Here is an 18,002-nt window from a genome sequence, read left to right on the forward strand (position 1 = left end):
CATTAGAGGAATTAGAATGAAATATAAATTATTAAAATATTTTAGTGCTTTTTTATGTTGTTTATCACATAAAAATTTGCTTAGATTAGGGCATATACTAGGTATATTATATTTTCATTTAATAGCTAAAGAACGCAATCGTGCAGTTGATAGAATGATGAAATCCTTTAAAATAGATGAGGAAAAGGCAAAGAAAATTGTCAAAGATTCATTTATCAATTTAAGTCAAAATGTCTTGGAAATTTTATATATGCCAAGATTGAAAAAAGATGATTTTAAATATATAAAATTTGAAGGCTTAGACATTTTAAAACGTGAATATGCAAAAAATAGAGGTGTTGTAATTTTAACAGCACATATGGGTACATGGGAATGGCTTGCTGCTGGTCTTGTTAAAGCAGGTTTTTCTGTTACAGCACTTGCCAAAACACAGCCAGACTCTCAGTATACAAAGTTATTAGATGAATATCGTGCTCAAGTAGGGGTAGAAATATTTGCACGTGGTGCAGCTTCAGAGCTTTTGGCAGCTTCAAGAGCTTTGAAAAAAGGTCGTATTTTAGGCTTTTTAGCAGACCAAGATGCAGGTCCAGGTGGAGCGTTTATTGAATTTTTAGGTGAAGTATGCTCAACACCAATGGGTCCTGCTGTATTTGCTCGTAAATTTATGTCACCAGTTGTGCCAGCATTTATCATTCGTCAAAGTGATGGTACACATAAAATAGAAATTTATGAACCAATAGTATATAATGATACTGGAGATACAAATGCTGATTTGTATGATTTCACAGAGCGTATGACAAAAGTTATTGAAGAGCAAATCATAGCACATCCTACGCAGTGGATATGGTTCCAAAAACGTTGGAATACACGTCCTGAACAGCAGAAAGTAAAACATCATACCGTAAAAACTAAGGTGGTCAATAAATGACTAAAAAGGTAAATAAAAAAAATGCCATAGTTTTAATTCTTGTCTTGTTAGTAGTTGGTTTGATTTATTGGGCTTATGCTAGTAGACCAAAAGTTGAAGAAACACAAAATACACAGACAAATAAAGTTATGGTATATCACAATAATACTTTGAAAGAAGAAGTAAATGGTAAATTGATTTGGCAATGTTATGCAGAAACAATGACAGTAGACCAAGATTCACAGATGTTTACCATGGAAAAAGTAAAAGGTACTTTTTATCGTGAAGATGGAACAAGCATAGAAATAAATGCTCCTAAAGCGACATATGACCAGAAAAATAAAAATATTGAATTGGTTGATGGAATAGAAGCTAAATCAAGTGATGAATTGAAATTTAAAACAGATAAAGTCACTTGGAATGGTGAGCAAGGCATATTGACTTGTGAAGGAAATGTTGATATCAATAAGCCAGGTATGAGGGCAACAGCAGATAAGGCTGAAAGTAAAGATGCATTTACTAATTTCAAATTAATGGGTAATGCACATATTATAAAAGGAGATAATCAATAAATGAAAAAATATAGTAAGCTAAAAACAGCACTTGCTGTAGCTATTATGAGTTTTTCAATGATAAATACAGTTATTGCAGCAGATGCTCCTATTGAATTAAAAGGCGATGTAATAGAATATAATGCGCAGACAGATATGGCAATAGCTACAGGTGGCGTAACTATTATTCGTGATGGTGGCGTATTAACTGGCGGTCAAGCAACATATAATTTTAAAACACAGGAAGCCTCTATTACAGGTGGCGTAACTGCAAATAAAGATGATATGAACTTAAAGGCAGAAAGCTTGATTTCTAATGCTAATAAAGAAGTTGTAGCTAAAGGTTCTGTAGTATTGGTAAAAGCTGATAATACATTAACTGGAGAAGAAATACATTATAATCAAGCAACAAGTGATATATCCATGCCTTTAGGCGGAAATGCAACTGGACCACAAGCTGATATTCGCGGTGATGTATTATCAGGAAATTTGATGACAAATCAATATACAGCTACAGGCAATGTATATTTAAATAGTAAAACTAATGATGTACAATCTACAAGCGATACAGCAACTTATAGTGGCAATGGTCAAGATTTTAATTTTGTAGCTACAGGCAATGTAAATATTAAAAGTCCATCAAGAAATATTGTAACTAATAGTGACAATGCTACTTACAACAGTACAGAAAATGGTAAATTAGTACTTACAGGAAATGCAGTAGCTACTCAAAATGGTAATATTGTTAGAGGAAATACATTAACTGTTTATTTAGGAGATAATGTGAATATTAAATAAAATAGTTGATGGTTAGATGATAAAGATAGAAATGAGTGACACGTTTGCATATTGAAGTAAAAAATCTTATTAAAGAGTATAAAGGAACGCCTGCAGTAAGAGATGTTTCTTTGCATGTAAAGAAAGGTGAAATTGTAGGTTTATTAGGTCCAAATGGTGCAGGAAAGACTACAACTTTTTATATGATTGTAGGAATAGAAAAGCCAACATCAGGAAAAGTATTTATTTCTGATATTGATATTACTAGATTGCCTATTAATGAACGTGCAGATCTAGGTATAAGTTATTTAGCACAGGAAGCATCTATTTTTCGTAAATTGACAGTAGAGGATAATTTGCGAGCAATTTTACAAACTAGAAATTTATCCAAAAAAGAACAAGATAAAAAGATTGATGACCTTTTAGAAGAATTTAATATCACTCATATAAGAACTCGTTTAGGTATGCAACTTTCTGGTGGGGAACGTAGACGTGTAGAAATCGCAAGAGGTCTAGCACTAGAACCTCATTTCATTTTATTAGATGAACCCTTTGCAGGAATTGACCCTTTAGCAGTGGCTGATATTCAGGGAATTATCAGTTATTTAAAAGAACGTGGCATGGGAATTTTAATCACTGACCATAATGTAAGAGAAACTTTGCAAATTGTAGATAGAGCTTATATTATGAATAGTGGACAAATTCTTTTAGAAGGCGATAGCGATACAATTGCTAATAGTGAACTCGCTCGTAAGTTCTATTTAGGTGAAGACTTTAAATTATAGGAGAAGATGATAGATGCGTATTTTAGATAAATATATATTAAAAGAAACAATTATGACCTTTATCTTTGGCATCTGTGCATTTTCAGCTGTATTTTTAGGGTCAGGAACATTATTGAGAATTGCTCAATATATAACACAATATGGTGCATCTTTTTCAGCTATAGTGCGTTTAATCATCTATAGTTTACCAGGCATTATAGTGTGGACATTCCCAATGTCTATGTTGCTTGCAGCATTATTGACATTTGGTAGATTATCAGGCAATAGTGAAATTATTGCTATGAAGGCATGTGGTGTTAGTTTTAAACGATTAGTAACACCAGTTATAGCTTTTTCTCTTGGCGTTAGTATTTTTTCCATTGGTTTTAATGAATATGTAGTACCTGCATCTAACCAAGCTTATGCTGATTTAGTGCGATATGAAATTCAAGGAAATACATCTCCAGAATCTCAAGAGCATATAATTATCAAACAAATCCAAGATGGTAATATTCAAAGATTAGTATATGCTCGTAAATATGATGCTGAAACAGGAAATTTAGATAATTTATCCATACAGGAATTTGAACAGGGTAAAATGGTGCGTGTAGAAAACGCAGAATATGCTAAATGGAGTGTTGACGAATGGGTAATGTATAATGGTGTATTATATGATTTATCTCAACCAAACACAGAACGTATGATGAAATTTGACTCACAGGTTTTGCCAATAAATCAAACTCCTAAACAGATTATTAAAAGTCAGAAAAAACCTGATGAGATGACAATTAAAGAACTTCGTGAACAGATTAATATAATGAAATCTCAATATGTGGATACTAAAAAATTAGAGATAGAATTATATCAACGTTTCACAGTGCCAATGGCTAGCTTGATGTTTGCTTTAATTGGGGCACCACTTGGCATTCAGCCAAATCGTAGTTCTTCTTCTATCGGTTTTGGTATAAGTATTATAATTATTTTCATTTACTATACTTTGATGACTTTAGCTGGTGCAATTGGACAAAATTCCTTTATTCCGCCAGTTATAGCTGTTTGGATACCTAATATTGTAACTTTGATAGCAGGTATTTATTTAATTCGTAAAGAATCAAAATAAAATAATAAGTAGGTGGTATGAACCGTGTATGGCATTATGCTGATTGTCGTATTAGTTTTAACCGGTGGCGTAATCGCTTTCATTGGCGACCGCCTAGGCAGTAAAGTTGGCAAGAAAAAATTATCATTATTTGGTTTAAGACCAAGACATACATCTATTTTGGTAACAATTATCACAGGTATATTGATTACAACTGTTACCTTTGGTATATTGGCTATTGCTTCCAAAGATGTTCGTACCGCTCTTTTTGGTATGAATAAATTAAAGGCAGAATTAAATGAAAAACAATCTATGCTTGAAGAAGCTTCAGGCGCTTTAGTCAATGTAAAAAACGATTTAAATACGACTAAAGAGGAATATGCTAAATCTAAAAAGAATTTAGAAGAAACTCAAGAGGATTTAGAAATTGCCCAGCAAGCAGCTGAACTTCTAAGACAAGAACAAGTTGCTTTGCAAAATAGAAATCAAGAATTGTGGTCAGATAATCAGACTTTGATAGAACATAATCAAAGTTTAGTCGAAAATAATCAATTTTTATTAGCCAATAATGAAAGTTTGAAAGCCGATAATTTAGAATTGGAAAAAACGAATAATGACTTGCAAGAAGGTATAGAAAATATTCGTGAACGACCAATAATTTATCGTGTAGGCGAATTGTTGGCTAGCGGTGTAATTAAAAAGACTGATGACCCAGTAAAAATTCAAAATGATTTAAATCAAATCATAGCATTAGCTAATAGTAAAATAATTGATAGATTGGGAACAGAAGGCTCTAAAGATGGCGTTTGGATTTATCCTATCGAATATCAAAAAGCGATGGATAGATTAAAGCAAGCTAAAGGAGATACAGTTATTCGCCTTATTGTAGCTGCTAATTTAGTAAAAGGTGATCCTGTATTGACTGAATTAGAGATGCATCCTAATCGTGTAGTTTATCAAGAAAATGAATTTGTATATCAAAAGATATACAATGTTCCTATTGATGGTAGTAATAGTGAAATGTTGATAAGCGATTTTCTACGTAATGTGAATATGACAGCTATAAATAATGGTATTTTGCCAAATCCTTTGACTGGTACAGTTGGTGTGATAAACGGCAATCAGATATATGCCATTGAAAAAGCTTTAGCTGAAAACAGAGGTAAAGACGTTTTAATTAGTGCCTTTGCAGCTGCTGATACAGAAGTTTTAGGACCATTGCGTTTGCATATCTATTTAAAAAATGAAACAGAGCAAGAGATTAATCATGAATGATGAAATTTTAGCTATTGATCCAGGTAGAGAAAAAACAGGCATAGCTATTTTAAAGAATAGTGATGTTTTAGAGCATAAAATAATTAATTCAGACGAATTAGTGCAAATAATAAAGTCTTTGCTGGAGAAATACATTATCAAGACGATTGTCATGGGAAATGGTACGAGCAGTAAGAAAAAATATGATTTATTAAAACAAGAATTTATAGATAGAGATATAGTTTTAATAAATGAATATCGAACAACAGATGAAGCCAGAAAATTATATTTTCAGGAAAATCCACCTAAAGGTTGGAAAAAATTAATTCCTTTAGGTATGCAAGTACCACCAGTTCCTGTTGATGATTATGCTGCTATTGTTATCGGTAGGAAATATTTAAAGGATAATAAATAATTTTAGATTTTGAGACTGTATTTTAGAAATTAGATGAATTTATTTAGTCTAGTTTTTAAAATACAGTTTTTTTATAAAGTGATTGTATATGTATGTATAAACATAAATACAAATATGACTTTTGTCACTTATTTTTATGCCTAGCTTAATGCTATAATGATAGAAGGTGATATAGATGAAGCGTTTTTATAAGAACATGACATATATAATAATTTTTTTTATGGTATTAATAATTTTTACAGTTACATACAACATATACACAGCACCTGTTGCTAAACATAAAGTTTTTGGTGTTAGTTATATGACCATGAATAATCCATTCTATAAAATAATCAATAATGAAATTTTAAAAGTAGTAGAGAAAAATAATGATACATTGATTACTTTAGACCCAGAATTAGATGTAGATAAGCAAAATGAGCAGATATATAAATTCATAGACCAAAAAGTAGATGGAATTTTTATAAATCCTATTGATTTTGAACAAATAGAGCCAGCTTTACAGGCAGCAAAAAGAGCAAATATTCCTGTAATTATCATAGACGCTCCAGTTAGTGATGAAAGTTTAGTGAATTGTACGATTGTTTCGGATAATTATGATGCTGGTGTTCAATGTGCAAAAGATATGATGGAAAGATTAGATAGTGCGAATATTGTTTTATTGAAACATACAACAGCAAAATCAGCAAAAGAGCGAATTGAAGGTTTTTTGAGCGTAATTGATAATAATGAAAAATATAAAGTTATAAACGAAGCTGAATGTGATGGGCAATTAGAGATTGCCATGCCTAAGATGCAAGAGATTATTGAAGAAACACCTGATATAGATGTGGTAATGGCGTTAAATGACCCAAGTGCTTTAGGTGCATTGGCTGCTTTGGAAAAGAATAATAAAAATGATGTAATGGTATATGGAATAGATGGCACGCCAGAAATAAAAGCTTTGATTGGCAGAAATCAAATGATAGTCGGTACGGTAGAGCAATCACCTATCAAGATGGGGCAAATAGCTGTAGAAAATATGTATAATATTTTAAATGGCAAAAAAATAGAAAAAAATATAATAATACCTATTTCGCTGATAAACAAAGAAAATTTATTTAAATATGATGAAGATAGGTGGCAATAATGAATAGAACATATGGATTATTTTTCTTTATTGTTAAAAATACGATGTTTATTTTAAATGTGATAATTGTTTTATTTTATGTAGCAGTTATTGCGATTACAACAAAATATATCATTGGAAATGATTTGGCGAGGAGTTTTCTTGATAAAGTAATGTATATGCCTACGGCTCCAGTATATATTATTAGTGGGTCTGTTGGTTTATTACTTTGTTTAGCTTATTGCGTTTATTATCGAGAGTTTAATAATATAAGAAATAAAACAATAAATTACTTATATAGTTTGTTGGAAGTAGTAATTTCAGTAATACTTATTTTTTTGATATATTTATCATATAATGGAATAATTTTATTTGTTTTTTGTGATTGTATGTATCATCTGAAAAAAGGCTTGAAGTATCAAGTCTTATTAGTTACATTAGGTCTTATATATTTATTGGCAAATTATGAAATAGTTACATATTTTTATCCTTTAGTTAATATAGAAGAATATTTCCTAGTCTATGATGCTAGCATAAGAAATTGTTTAATAATCATAAAGAGATTATTAGAAGGTTTTAATATAATATTGTTTATAATTTTTATGATTATTTATATCTTGAAGCAGATACAGGAAAATGAGTATATCAGTAAAAAATTATCCATGGTGGCAATGATAAATAAAAAAATGCAAAAATATGTTATTGTTACGGAAAAATTTGGTGAAAAAAATGAACGCAAGCGTTTGGCTAGAGAACTTCACGATACGATAGGACATGCTTTGGCAGGAATGGCTGTGGGCGTTGATGCTTGTATTACTATGATTGATAAAAATCCTCAATTGGCAAAAGCGCAATTAAAGATAATCTCTAAAGCTATACGTAAAGGAATGAAAGATGTTAGAAATTCACTAAATAAGATGCGACCGGATTTTTTACAGCAGTATAGATTAAAAGAAGCTATTGAAAAAATGAAAGAAGAGATATCTGATGTAACGGATTTAAAGATAAATTTAAATTATCAAATAGATGAAACTGGTTTTGAGACCAAGATAGAAGATATCTTATTTAGAGTTATTCAGGAAAGTATAACAAATAGTATACGACATGGATTGGCTACAGTTGTGGATATTGATATTTACAAAGAAAATAATTTATTGTGTTTAAAAATAAAAGATAATGGTAAAGGTTGTAAGGCTATAAACTATGGTTTTGGTCTAAAACAAATGGTAGAAAGAGTTTCTCAAATAAGAGGAGATATAAATTTTTATAGTGAAAATGGTTTTACAACTGAGATAAAAATACCTTTATAGAGTAAAAATCTTATAGAGAAGGAGAATTATTGGATGCGGTATTTCCAATAATAATTGCGAAAATGATAAAAGTATTAATAGCAGATGACCAAGAATTGATAAGAGAGTCGTTAAAGATAATTTTAGGTGCACATGATAATATTGAAATTGTTGGTGTTGTAGGAAACGGATATGAAGTATTAGAAACGCTGAAAAAACATAAAGTGGATATAATTTTAATGGATATAAGAATGCCTAAAATGGACGGTGTATATTGTACTAAGGTCGTAAAAGAACAATATCCAGAGATAAAAATAGTGATATTGACGACTTTTGATGATGATGAATATATATTTAGTGCTTTAAAATATGGAGCAAGTGGTTATTTATTAAAAGATGTAGGCATGGAAGAATTGTATGAAGATATTATGGTTATCTATAATGGCGGAGCTTTGATTAATCCAGATATAGCTACAAAAGTAGTAAGCATGTTTTCTAATATGTCGAGAAATAGAAATTTAATCATTAATGTTGAGGAAAATTGTCTAGATGAATTATCTAAAAATGAATGGAAGATAGTTCAAAATATAGGATTGGGTTTATCAAATAAAGAAATTGCTAAAAAAATGTTTTTATCTGAAGGTACAGTCAGAAATTATTTAAGTTCCATTTTATCCAAATTAGATTTACGAGACCGCACGCAATTGGCTATTTGGGCTGTACAGACAGGTCAAATTGCAAAGGATTTTGATAATGATTAAGAAAGTTATAATAAGTTTTATGGCTATAGTATTTATTTATGTAGCTGTAACAAATCTATATACGAATAAAGTAGTAATACATTTAGGTATATTTGTAGGCAATTGGGAATTGCCTAATGGAAATGATTATAAAGTCATAGATGATGCTATAGCTCGTTTTGAAAAATTACATCCTAATGTAGAGATTGAATATGAAAGTGGTATTTTAAAATCTGATTATTCTTTGTGGTTAGCCAATAAAATTGTAAATGGTGAAGAACCTGATGTATTTATGATTGTAGATGAAGATTTTAATACGCTGAGTTCTTTAGGTGTTTTAAAGGATTTAACAGAAGAAATAGAAAATGATAAGAACTTTAATAAAGATGATTATTATGAGAGCACGTTAAAAGCTGGTCAATATGAGCATAAACAATATGCTTTGCCATACGAAAGTAATCCTATGTTGATGTTTGTAAACAAGACTTTATTAGAAAAGGAAAATATACCTATACCAGAAAATGATTGGACTTTAGATGACTTTTATAATATTTGTCAACAAGTTACAAAAGATACTAATGGTGATGGGGCTATCGACCAGTATGGTTGTTATAATTTTAGTTGGTTAAATTCTATGTATAGTCATGGTATAAGATTATTCGATGAAGATGGAAAAGAATGTTTTATCGACCAAGATGAAGCGAAAGAAGCAGTTATTTTCGTAGAAAAATTAAATAAATTAAATCAAGAACATATCATTACGAAGGAAGAATTTAATACAGGTAAAGTAGCGTTTGCTCCTATGTCTTTTGCGCAATATCGTACATATAAGCCATATCCTTGGAGAGTAAAAAAATTCTCTGATTTTGAATGGGATTGTATAAAAATGCCGTTGATATCATCTAATGATAAAGGAAGTGAAATTTCTTCATTATTGATGGGAATATCTTCGAGAAGTAAAAATGCTGATATAGCTTGGGAATTTTTGAAAATGCTCACCTATGAAAAAGAAACACAAAAGGATTTATATAAGTATTCACAAGGAATTTCTTCTTTAAAATCAATCAATAAATCTGAAGATATTGTATGCCTTTTAGGTAAAGATAATAAAGAAAATCAGATAAATGTAAATCTTTTAGATGAAGTTATGAATAAAACGTTAGAACATAGTAGATTTAAAAAATATAATCAAGCTTTGAATTTAATTGATATAAAAATTAATGATATGATAAGAAATAAAAGCGATATTGATATAGGTTTGTTGGAATTACAAAAGGATATAAATAAGTATTTAAATGAATAATGAGAAATAATGTTATACTGTTTTTGATGGTAATAGTAGCTTAAAATTCTGTTTTTAGGCTACTATTTTTTATTGCTCATAATGAATGAAATAAAATTGTGACAAATGTAATACTCATTTAGTGATTGTAGACATATGATTATTTTCGTAAATATTGATAGAATAGTTGATGTAAAGAGAATTATTAGAAAATATAAAAAACGAAGGAGCAACTACTATGAAGTATGTAATATTAGTTAGCCATGGAAAATTTGCAAATGGCTTAAATGATGCTTTATCCATGTTGGCAGGAAACAGAGAAGATATCTTATCTGTTGGTCTTGAAAATGGAAAAAGCGTAGATGAATTTGTAGCATTATTCACTGAAAAAGTAAAAGATATTTCAACTGATGATGAAGTTATTTTACTAGGTGATATAATCGGTGGTTCACCACTTACAAATGCCACAAATGTTTTAGTTAATAAAGGAATTAAAACAGTTATTTTAGGCGGAATGAATTTACCATTAGCTTTGACAACTGTTTTGATGAAAGATACTGTTTCCTTAGATGAAATAGCAGACCAAGTTTTAGAACAGGCTCGTATGGCTATGCAAGAATTTAAAATAGTAGAAGAGTCTGAGGATGATATTTAATTTTAGGCAATTATTTTAGGAGGTTTTTATAATGTCAGTTTCTTTTATTCGTATTGATGACCGTATGATTCATGGTCAAACTTGTACTCGTTGGGCTAGAGAATATCCTTGTGATGGATTAATCGCTGTAAATGATAAAGCAGCAAAATCCGATGTATTAAAAGCAGCTTATAAAGCAGCTAGTGGTAAAAAAACATTTGTTTGGACTGTAGAAGATTTCAAAAAGAAAGCTCAAAAAGTTTTAGATAGCGATACACGTTATTTCTTAATTACAAAAGACCCTATTGATATGAGAAAAATTTTAGTTGAACAAGGTTTTAAATGTGGTATTACAAAAGTAATCGTAGGTCCATGTAATGACCGCGAAGGTTCAACAACACTTGGAAATAATCAGTCCATTACTCAAGAAGAAGCACAAGCTTTAGAAGATATCAGTAAAGCTGGTTATAGCATTGAATTTTCTTTATTACCAGATGTTTCTATTGGTAATTGGGATAAATTCAAAGGTAAATTTGGTTTTTAATTAGATTGTATATAAGATGAATTGGAGGGAGTTTCATGGAAATAAGTTGGCTCCAAGCTATTATATTAGGTATATTTGCTTGTTTAGCTAGTATGCCTGGTATGGGTGGTACTGTAATTGGTAACTATACATTAGGTCGTCCACTCGTTGGGGGCTTAGTTTGTGGTATTGTTTTAGGTGATATTCAAAGCGGTATTTTAATTGGTACTGCAATGCAGGTTGTATACATAGCACTTGTTACTCCAGGTGGTACAGTTTCTGCTGATGTTCGTGCCGTAAGTTATATCGGTATTCCTCTTGCAATGATAGCTGTTAAATCTTTAGGTCTTGATCCAGCAAGTCCAGCAGGTATTGGTTTGGCTACTTCATTTGGTTCCATGGTAGGTACACTTGGTACAGTTTTATTCTATGGTACTGCTACTATCAACCTTGCATGGCAACATATTGGTTGGAAAGCTGTTGAAGAAGGTAATTTTCATAAGTTATATTTCGTAGATATGGGTCTTCCTTGGATTTCTCATATTATATGTTCTTTCATTCCAACAGTAGTTATGTGTTTATATGGTCAAGATGCTGTAGAAGCTATTAAAACTTATTTACCAATGGATGGTATTGCAATGCAGACATTATTCACAGTAGGTGCATTACTTCCATCAGTTGGGGTTGCTATCTTATTAAAACAAGTTGTTAATGATGTTATGGATTTCATTCCATTTTTCTTAGGTTTTGCTTTAGCTGCAGGTTTAGGATTAAACTTAATCGGTGCTGCTATCGTTGGCGGTATGTTTGCAATTATCAATTATAAAATTCAAATGCTTCGCATAGAAGCTAAAAAAGCAGCAGCTAGTGGAGCAACAAGCTATGATGATGACGATGAGGAGGATATTTAAATGGAAAAGAAAATTTCTAAGAAAACACTAAATAAATCTTTTAGAAATTGGTACTATGGACATTTAACATGTTTCTCCCAAGAACATATGCAGACTTTTGGTTATTTATGTGCTATGTTGCCAATTATCGAAGAATTATATAAAACAAAAGAAGAACAGAAAAAGGCAATGCAGACATATACAGCCTTCTTTAATACAGAACCACAGGTTGGTAGTGTAGTTGTAGGTATTACTGCAAGTTTGGAAGAAGCAAAAGCTAATGGCGCAGATGATATCAATGCAGAAACAATTAATGGTCTTCGTGCAGGTCTTATGGGACCACTCGCTGGTATCGGTGATTCCTTGGTAGTAGGTACATTAATTCCAATTTTATTAGGTATTGCAATGGGTCTATCTACTGGCGGTTCACCAATCGGGGCAATCTTCTATATAATCGTTTGGAACTTACTTATTACTTGGGGTATGAGATTTTTATACTTCAAAGGTTATGAACTCGGTGGTAAAGCAATTGATTTCTTAGTTGGTGAAAGAGCTACAGCTATTCGTGAATCTATAGTAATGTTAGGTACTATCGTAATTGGTGCTGTTGCTGGTACTTGGATTAATATCAGAACAGGTTTCACTATGACTGCCGAAGGTGCAGATAAACCATTCTTAGTACTCCAAGATACATTAAATGGCGTATTCCCTAATATTTTATCAGCTGTATTTGTTATTTTCTGTTGGTATTTATTGACTAAGAGAAATATGTCACCAATTTATGTTATGCTTTTATTAGTAGTTATTGCTTTTGTTGGTGTATTAGTTGGTTTCTTCGATACAGGATTAACTTATTGATGAAAGGTGATTTTTTATGCAGAGCAAAATGAAACAAGCTTATATTGGAGAAATACAATATCAAACTAAGATGTTGAATAATTTAAAAGTTTGGTTTAGAAATATGATAATGCTTTCTTCTATATCATTAATATTGATTTTATTTGGAGATGAGATGTATTCTTTCTTATCAACTGTAGGTATAGTATTAATGGTTTTAAGTGTGATAGCTTGTTTGATATTGAGCTTAGGCATAAAAAATGGACAGGATAATATTAATAAATTGATTAACTATATAGAAAAATAACAGCAATAAAAGGCTATGATGAATATAATTTCCCCCATCTAAATATTATTCATCATAGCCTTTTTAGAGTTTAAAATGATTTTAGTTTAAGTGGGTGATAATATGGATTGGAAAATTGTATTTTCAGATATTGATGGAACAGTATTGAATTCTAAACATGAATTATTGACTAGTACAATTGAAGCTGTACAAAAATTAGCTTTAAAAAATATACCATTTGTATTGGTGTCAGCACGTATGCCTAAAGCTATGAAATTAATTCTTGATGAAATGAATGTAAAAATGCCAATGATTAGTTATGGTGGGGCTTTAGTTTTAGATGAGCAAAATCAAATTTTACATGATGATAAAATTAATAAATTAGATACGAAGGCTATTATTGATGAAATAGAATTATTATGGCCTGATGATGTAGTAATAAATTATTATAGTGATGATAATTGGTTTGTAAAAGATGAAGATAATAAAGCTGTAAAAAGAGAAGAAAATATCACTAATGTAAAAGCCAGTCAAGCTGATTTTAAAGAATTAATAAATAAAGATATATTGCCTAATAAAATATTGTGTATGACAAAGGCAAATATTAGTTCAAAAATAGAAGCAGTTTTACAAGAGAAGTTTCCGCAATTAAATATAGTGCGTTCAAGTGATATTTTAATAGAAATCATGAATAAAGATGTAAGTAAAGCAAATGGTATCGAAGTATTATTGCGTCATTTGAACATGATACCTGCTCAAGCTATTGCTTTTGGGGATAATTATAATGATTTAGATATGCTCGAGCTTGCAGGCGTTGGCGTGGCGATGAACAATGCGCCGGACGACGTGAAGAAAACGGCATCTGCCGTAACGGATGATAATAATCACGACGGCATTTATAAATTTTTACAAAAGATAAAATTAGTGGATTGATGAAAATACCTGTAGCGTATGTTTTTAGAATGAGCTACAGGTATTTTGTATTCATGGAGAAATTTTGAAAAAGTTGCAAAATCATGAAGGAGATTGAAAATTTTTGCCGAATTTGTCTGTGTGAGTTAATTTATTCACAAAGTAGTACATAATAATTTTTAGAAAGAAGGCGGGAGATTTTACATGTAACGATTAATGAAATTTATGTATGTATACGATATATGTATACATAAGGAGAAAAGGGAGGATTTTTTATGAACGGTGTACATCTCGTAATAATTACAGCGTGTGTACTTATTTTAGCTTATCGTTTTTACGGTGCATTCATTGCTGCCAAAGTATTGACTTTGAACCAGTACAATGTACCGCCGTCTATTCGCCTGGAAGATGGTCATGACTATGTGCCGACGAATAAATGGGTTGTGTTCGGTCATCATTTTGCCGCTATTGCGGGGGCAGGTCCGCTTGTCGGTCCGGTTATCGCGGCGCAGTTCGGTTATCTGCCGGGCATGATGTGGATTTTAATCGGTTCGGTTATGGCCGGTGCCGTGCATGATATGGTAATTTTGGTGGCATCCATTCGCCATAACGGTAAATCGCTGGCGGAAATCGCCAAGACGGAAATCAGCAAGCTTGCCGGTACGAGTGCTCTCTGGGCAACGCTGTTTCTGCTCATCATAACGGAAGCCGGCATGGCGGTTGTTGTTGCAAACTCGCTGTTCAACAGCCCGTGGGGAACGTTTACGGTAGGCGCGACAATTCCTATTGCTATTTTTATCGGTATTTATCTTAAATATCTGCGTCCGGGACGTATTCAGGAAGCTACGATTATCGGTGTAGCGATGATTTTGATTGCCGTTGCACTTGGACCATATGTAAGAGATTCTGCGACACTCGCACCGTATTTTACATATAATGTTGTTCAGATTGAAATTGCCATTGCCGTATACGGCTTTTTGGCATCCGTTCTGCCGGTTTGGCTGCTTCTCGCGCCGCGTGATTATCTGAGCACTTATATGAAAATAGGTACGATTTTGGCGTTGGCACTCGGTATCATCATCGTTGCGCCGGAAATCCGCATGCCGGCAACTTCGCCGTTTTTATGGGGCGGCGGACCTGTAATCAGCGGTTCCGTTATTCCGTTCGTGTTCATCACTATCGCCTGCGGTGCCATCTCCGGTTTCCACAGCCTTATTTCCACCGGTACTACGCCGAAGATGATTATGAACGAACGTCAGATTTTACCAATCGGTTACGGTGCAATGCTTACGGAAGCGTTCATTTCCATGATGGCATTAATCGCTGCAACGAGCCTTCATCCGTCCGATTATTTTGCTATCAACTCCACACAGCAGGCATTTGCTTCGCTGGGACTTCAGGTGCAGGATTTGCCGATGCTGTCGCATATGGTCGGTGAAGATTTGATGCACAGACCGGGCGGCGCCGTATCGCTTGCTGTCGGCATGGCGGACGTATTCTCCAAAATTCCGTACATGGAACAGTTCATGGGCTTCTGGTACCATTTCTGCATTATGTTTGAAGCATTGTTCATTCTGACTTTGATTGATGCCGGCTCGCGCGTAGGCCGTTATCTGCTGCAGGAACTTCTGGGCAGAGTTTACAAACCGTTCGGCAATACGGAATGGTGGCCGGGCATTATCTTCTGCAGCGCTGCTGTAAGCATCTGCTGGGGATATCTCGTACTTCAGGGCAATATCGGTGAAATCTGGCCGCTGTTCGGCGTATCCAACCAGCTTCTGGGCACGATAGCTCTGGCAATCGGCACATCGTATATTTTCCGCATCGGCCGCGGCCGTTATGCGTGGGTAACGATGATACCGTGTATTTTCCTTGCTATCATCACCTGCTATGCTGATTACCTGAACATTTTTACGAACTACATTCCGACAGGCAAATGGCTGCTTGTGGCAATCAGTGCTGTAATGTTCGTTCTCGTTGCCGTAGTTATGATAGAAGCAATTCGCAGCTGGATACGCTATGCGAAAACTGTTAAACAGGATTACAGAACGCGTGAAGAAATTGAAGCTGAAACAAAAGCTGAACTGCAAAAACAGGGTAAACTTGATTTAGTAAAATAAAATTTGATAAAGTAATGTAAACAAAAAGCAATTCATCTATAAACTTTTTAAGATGAATTGCTTTTTTGTGTGCTTATCTATTTATTCGTTCACTAAAATACCGGCGTTTGCAAGTTCCTGGCAGATGACAGACAGAGTGTCCTTGTCGGGAACTTCAATCGTATGGTAGTGAACGCCGTTTGTCATAACCAAGAGCGGTTCGGCTTTTGTCTGCTGCATTTTTTTGATGAAGGCGTATGCTTCACGGCGCGTGGCAATGAACAGATTGACTCTGATTTCACCGTACAGAGGATGGTCGACGATGACGTCATGCACTTTGCCGCCGTTGTCGACGATTATTTCAAATTCTTTTTTGACGCTGTCCTTATCGTTAGCATGACGGCAGCAGATAGTTTCCAGCAGATTGGTGTTTTGCGGCTTGACCGGCAGAATGTAGCCGCGCGGTGTAGCGTATATATCGTGGCCGGTGGCGCGCAGAACGGTGATGTCGCCGACGATTATCTGACGGCTGACCTGAAATTTATGCGACAGCATGGCGCCGGTGAGAGGTATTTTGCTGTGCAGAAGCGTTTCGAGGATTTTTTGGCGCCTTTCTTCCGTATTCATACAATCACTCACTTTATAATTTATTTTGTTAAAGCAGCAACGGTTGCATTTGTAGCATTTATTAAATCCTGCGGTTTAATAATGATTTGTCCGCCGCGAATACCGGCACTGACAGCGATTTTTTCCCAATTCAAAGCTGTTTCATCAATGTAGACAGGATAATCTTTTTTAGCCCCGAGCGGCGAGCAGCCGCCTCTGATGTAACCAGTGAGCGGTTGAAGTTCTTTTAAATGAATCATTTCCATTTTTTTATGATTGGATGCTTTTGCTAGCTTTTTTAGATCGAGCTCATCGTCACCGGGAATACATGCCATGATAATATCATTTTTATCACTGCGGGCAACGAGTGTCTTAAATACGGTTTTTATATTCATACCGGCTTCTGTAGCAACATGAACAGCACTTAAATCGTTCAAATCCACTTTATATTCTTTCAGTTCATAGTTTATTTTTAAGCGGTCGAGTATGCGGGCCGCATTTGTTTTCTTCATACCAAAATCCTCCTAAATGTTGATTTTACGCTATTATTATAGCACGCTACCAAGTTATTTTAAATTATTTTATATTTTTTTCAAAAAAAGTATTGACATTTGATTGAATTCAAGGTATTATATAGAAGCTGGCTCACGGAGACAGCACAAAATAAAGATGTTCTTTGAAAACTAAACAATGCACAATGTTTTCTAACAGACGAATGTGCGGCATCTGCTTTTAGCAGATGACCTAAATAAATTTCTTTAAAACAGATAATTAAGAGCCAATCGGTTCTTCGAAAAATAATTTTTTTGGAGAGTTTGATCCTGGCTCAGGACGAACGCTGGCGGCGTGCTTAACACATGCAAGTCGAACGGGGTGTTTATTTCGGTAAACACCAAGTGGCGAACGGGTGAGTAACGCGTAAGCAATCTACCTTCAAGATGGGGACAACACTTCGAAAGGGGTGCTAATACCGAATGAATGTAAGAGTATCGCATGAGACACTTACTAAAGGAGGCCTCTGACATAAGC

General features: G+C 33.4%; 20 protein-coding genes and 1 rRNA gene. 19 read left to right on the forward strand and 2 right to left on the reverse strand.

The genetic code is table 11. The features are described 5' to 3' along the window. Positions 1–16: 16 nt before the first annotated feature. From F553_RS0102080 to F553_RS0102165, 18 genes are all read left to right on the forward strand, one after another. Positions 17–928 carry a lysophospholipid acyltransferase family protein gene (locus tag F553_RS0102080; RefSeq protein ID WP_008539767.1) on the forward strand — a complete coding sequence of 304 codons (912 nt, stop codon included), beginning with the start codon at positions 17–19 and terminating at the stop codon, positions 926–928. Continuing rightward, the gene (gene lptC, locus F553_RS0102085) at positions 925–1,479 is read left to right on the forward strand and encodes an LPS export ABC transporter periplasmic protein LptC (protein ID WP_018998793.1); all 555 of its coding nucleotides are present in this window, start codon (positions 925–927) and stop codon (positions 1,477–1,479) included. The genes F553_RS0102080 and lptC overlap by 4 nt, the downstream gene beginning before the upstream one ends. Next, complete coding sequence (locus F553_RS0102090; protein ID WP_008539772.1) at positions 1,480–2,256, forward strand: LptA/OstA family protein; 777 nt, start codon at positions 1,480–1,482, stop codon at positions 2,254–2,256. Between the two features lie 44 nt (positions 2,257–2,300). Then, on the forward strand, positions 2,301–3,020 hold the full coding sequence (gene lptB / locus F553_RS0102095) for an LPS export ABC transporter ATP-binding protein (protein WP_008539774.1): 720 nt from the start codon (positions 2,301–2,303) through the stop codon (positions 3,018–3,020). A gap of 13 nt (positions 3,021–3,033) precedes the next feature. Next, positions 3,034–4,119, forward strand: a complete 1,086-nt coding sequence (locus F553_RS0102100) for an LptF/LptG family permease (RefSeq protein ID WP_008539776.1) — start codon at positions 3,034–3,036, stop codon at positions 4,117–4,119. A gap of 24 nt (positions 4,120–4,143) precedes the next feature. After that, on the forward strand, positions 4,144–5,373 hold the full coding sequence (locus tag F553_RS0102105; RefSeq protein WP_018998794.1) for a DUF3084 domain-containing protein: 1,230 nt from the start codon (positions 4,144–4,146) through the stop codon (positions 5,371–5,373). Further along, positions 5,366–5,767: a RuvC family protein gene (locus tag F553_RS0102110; RefSeq protein WP_018998795.1), complete on the forward strand. Its 402-nt coding sequence runs from the start codon at positions 5,366–5,368 to the stop codon at positions 5,765–5,767. Before F553_RS0102105 ends, F553_RS0102110 begins: the two co-directional genes overlap by 8 nt. 220 nt (positions 5,768–5,987) lie before the next feature. Further along, on the forward strand, positions 5,988–6,896 hold the full coding sequence (locus F553_RS0102115; RefSeq protein WP_279625107.1) for a sugar ABC transporter substrate-binding protein: 909 nt from the start codon (positions 5,988–5,990) through the stop codon (positions 6,894–6,896). Then, entirely contained in the window at positions 6,896–8,185 is a 1,290-nt protein-coding gene (locus F553_RS0102120; protein ID WP_018998797.1) for a sensor histidine kinase, read from the forward strand. The genes F553_RS0102115 and F553_RS0102120 overlap by 1 nt, the downstream gene beginning before the upstream one ends. Positions 8,186–8,214: 29 nt before the next feature. Beyond that, the gene (locus F553_RS0102125) at positions 8,215–8,925 is read left to right on the forward strand and encodes a response regulator transcription factor (RefSeq protein ID WP_018998798.1); all 711 of its coding nucleotides are present in this window, start codon (positions 8,215–8,217) and stop codon (positions 8,923–8,925) included. Continuing rightward, positions 8,918–10,207 (forward strand): ABC transporter substrate-binding protein, encoded by a 1,290-nt coding sequence (locus tag F553_RS0102130; protein WP_018998799.1) that lies wholly within the window; start codon positions 8,918–8,920, stop codon positions 10,205–10,207. Before F553_RS0102125 ends, F553_RS0102130 begins: the two co-directional genes overlap by 8 nt. 217 nt (positions 10,208–10,424) lie before the next feature. Then, a complete protein-coding gene (locus F553_RS0102135; protein ID WP_018998800.1) occupies positions 10,425–10,841 on the forward strand; it encodes a PTS sugar transporter subunit IIA in 417 nt (138 codons plus the stop codon). Positions 10,842–10,872: 31 nt separating this feature from the next. Then, positions 10,873–11,364 (forward strand): PTS sugar transporter subunit IIB, encoded by a 492-nt coding sequence (locus tag F553_RS0102140; RefSeq protein WP_015561601.1) that lies wholly within the window; start codon positions 10,873–10,875, stop codon positions 11,362–11,364. 35 nt (positions 11,365–11,399) lie between these two features. Further along, complete coding sequence (locus F553_RS0102145; protein WP_008539786.1) at positions 11,400–12,254, forward strand: PTS mannose/fructose/sorbose/N-acetylgalactosamine transporter subunit IIC; 855 nt, start codon at positions 11,400–11,402, stop codon at positions 12,252–12,254. Then, positions 12,255–13,091, forward strand: coding sequence for a PTS system mannose/fructose/sorbose family transporter subunit IID (locus F553_RS0102150; protein ID WP_008539788.1), 837 nt, complete (start codon positions 12,255–12,257; stop codon positions 13,089–13,091). 16 nt (positions 13,092–13,107) lie between these two features. After that, a complete protein-coding gene (locus tag F553_RS0102155; RefSeq protein WP_018998801.1) occupies positions 13,108–13,377 on the forward strand; it encodes a hypothetical protein in 270 nt (89 codons plus the stop codon). 102 nt (positions 13,378–13,479) lie between these two features. Beyond that, a complete protein-coding gene (locus tag F553_RS0102160) occupies positions 13,480–14,289 on the forward strand; it encodes a Cof-type HAD-IIB family hydrolase (protein ID WP_018998802.1) in 810 nt (269 codons plus the stop codon). Positions 14,290–14,543: 254 nt separating this feature from the next. Next, positions 14,544–16,388, forward strand: a complete 1,845-nt coding sequence (locus F553_RS0102165) for a carbon starvation CstA family protein (protein WP_018998803.1) — start codon at positions 14,544–14,546, stop codon at positions 16,386–16,388. Positions 16,389–16,469: 81 nt separating this feature from the next. Here the strand turns inward: F553_RS0102165 and F553_RS0102170 are convergent, their stop codons facing one another. Together F553_RS0102170 and ybaK are read right to left on the reverse strand one after the other, a co-directional pair. Continuing rightward, positions 16,470–16,994: a transcription repressor NadR gene (locus tag F553_RS0102170; protein ID WP_018998804.1), complete on the reverse strand. Its 525-nt coding sequence runs from the start codon at positions 16,992–16,994 to the stop codon at positions 16,470–16,472. Positions 16,995–17,014: 20 nt separating this feature from the next. Further along, positions 17,015–17,485 (reverse strand): Cys-tRNA(Pro) deacylase, encoded by a 471-nt coding sequence (gene ybaK, locus F553_RS0102175; protein WP_018998805.1) that lies wholly within the window; start codon positions 17,483–17,485, stop codon positions 17,015–17,017. A gap of 291 nt (positions 17,486–17,776) precedes the next feature. On the opposite strand from ybaK, the gene F553_RS0102180 reads away from it, so the two are divergent. Further along, positions 17,777–18,002 (forward strand): 16S ribosomal RNA (locus tag F553_RS0102180); the annotation flags it as partial.

This window comes from Megamonas rupellensis DSM 19944 (genome assembly GCF_000378365.1).
GTDB classification, from domain to species: domain Bacteria; phylum Bacillota; class Negativicutes; order Selenomonadales; family Selenomonadaceae; genus Megamonas; species Megamonas funiformis.

Excerpts from the sequence above, each read along its gene's own strand:
- F553_RS0102080 (WP_008539767.1), top strand. The coding sequence starts at position 17 with ATGAAATATAAATTATTAAAATATTTTAGTGCTTTTTTATGTTGTTTA.
- lptC (WP_018998793.1), top strand. The coding sequence starts at position 925 with ATGACTAAAAAGGTAAATAAAAAAAATGCCATAGTTTTAATTCTTGTC.
- F553_RS0102090 (WP_008539772.1), top strand. The coding sequence starts at position 1,480 with ATGAAAAAATATAGTAAGCTAAAAACAGCACTTGCTGTAGCTATTATG.
- F553_RS0102100 (WP_008539776.1), top strand. The coding sequence starts at position 3,034 with ATGCGTATTTTAGATAAATATATATTAAAAGAAACAATTATGACCTTT.
- F553_RS0102110 (WP_018998795.1), top strand. The coding sequence starts at position 5,366 with ATGAATGATGAAATTTTAGCTATTGATCCAGGTAGAGAAAAAACAGGC.
- F553_RS0102115 (WP_279625107.1), top strand. The coding sequence starts at position 5,988 with ATGGTATTAATAATTTTTACAGTTACATACAACATATACACAGCACCT.
- F553_RS0102120 (WP_018998797.1), top strand. The coding sequence starts at position 6,896 with ATGAATAGAACATATGGATTATTTTTCTTTATTGTTAAAAATACGATG.
- F553_RS0102130 (WP_018998799.1), top strand. The coding sequence starts at position 8,918 with ATGATTAAGAAAGTTATAATAAGTTTTATGGCTATAGTATTTATTTAT.
- F553_RS0102135 (WP_018998800.1), top strand. The coding sequence starts at position 10,425 with ATGAAGTATGTAATATTAGTTAGCCATGGAAAATTTGCAAATGGCTTA.
- F553_RS0102140 (WP_015561601.1), top strand. The coding sequence starts at position 10,873 with ATGTCAGTTTCTTTTATTCGTATTGATGACCGTATGATTCATGGTCAA.
- F553_RS0102145 (WP_008539786.1), top strand. The coding sequence starts at position 11,400 with ATGGAAATAAGTTGGCTCCAAGCTATTATATTAGGTATATTTGCTTGT.
- F553_RS0102150 (WP_008539788.1), top strand. The coding sequence starts at position 12,255 with ATGGAAAAGAAAATTTCTAAGAAAACACTAAATAAATCTTTTAGAAAT.
- F553_RS0102155 (WP_018998801.1), top strand. The coding sequence starts at position 13,108 with ATGCAGAGCAAAATGAAACAAGCTTATATTGGAGAAATACAATATCAA.
- F553_RS0102160 (WP_018998802.1), top strand. The coding sequence starts at position 13,480 with ATGGATTGGAAAATTGTATTTTCAGATATTGATGGAACAGTATTGAAT.
- F553_RS0102165 (WP_018998803.1), top strand. The coding sequence starts at position 14,544 with ATGAACGGTGTACATCTCGTAATAATTACAGCGTGTGTACTTATTTTA.
- F553_RS0102170 (WP_018998804.1), bottom strand. The coding sequence starts at position 16,994 with ATGAATACGGAAGAAAGGCGCCAAAAAATCCTCGAAACGCTTCTGCAC.
- ybaK (WP_018998805.1), bottom strand. The coding sequence starts at position 17,485 with ATGAAGAAAACAAATGCGGCCCGCATACTCGACCGCTTAAAAATAAAC.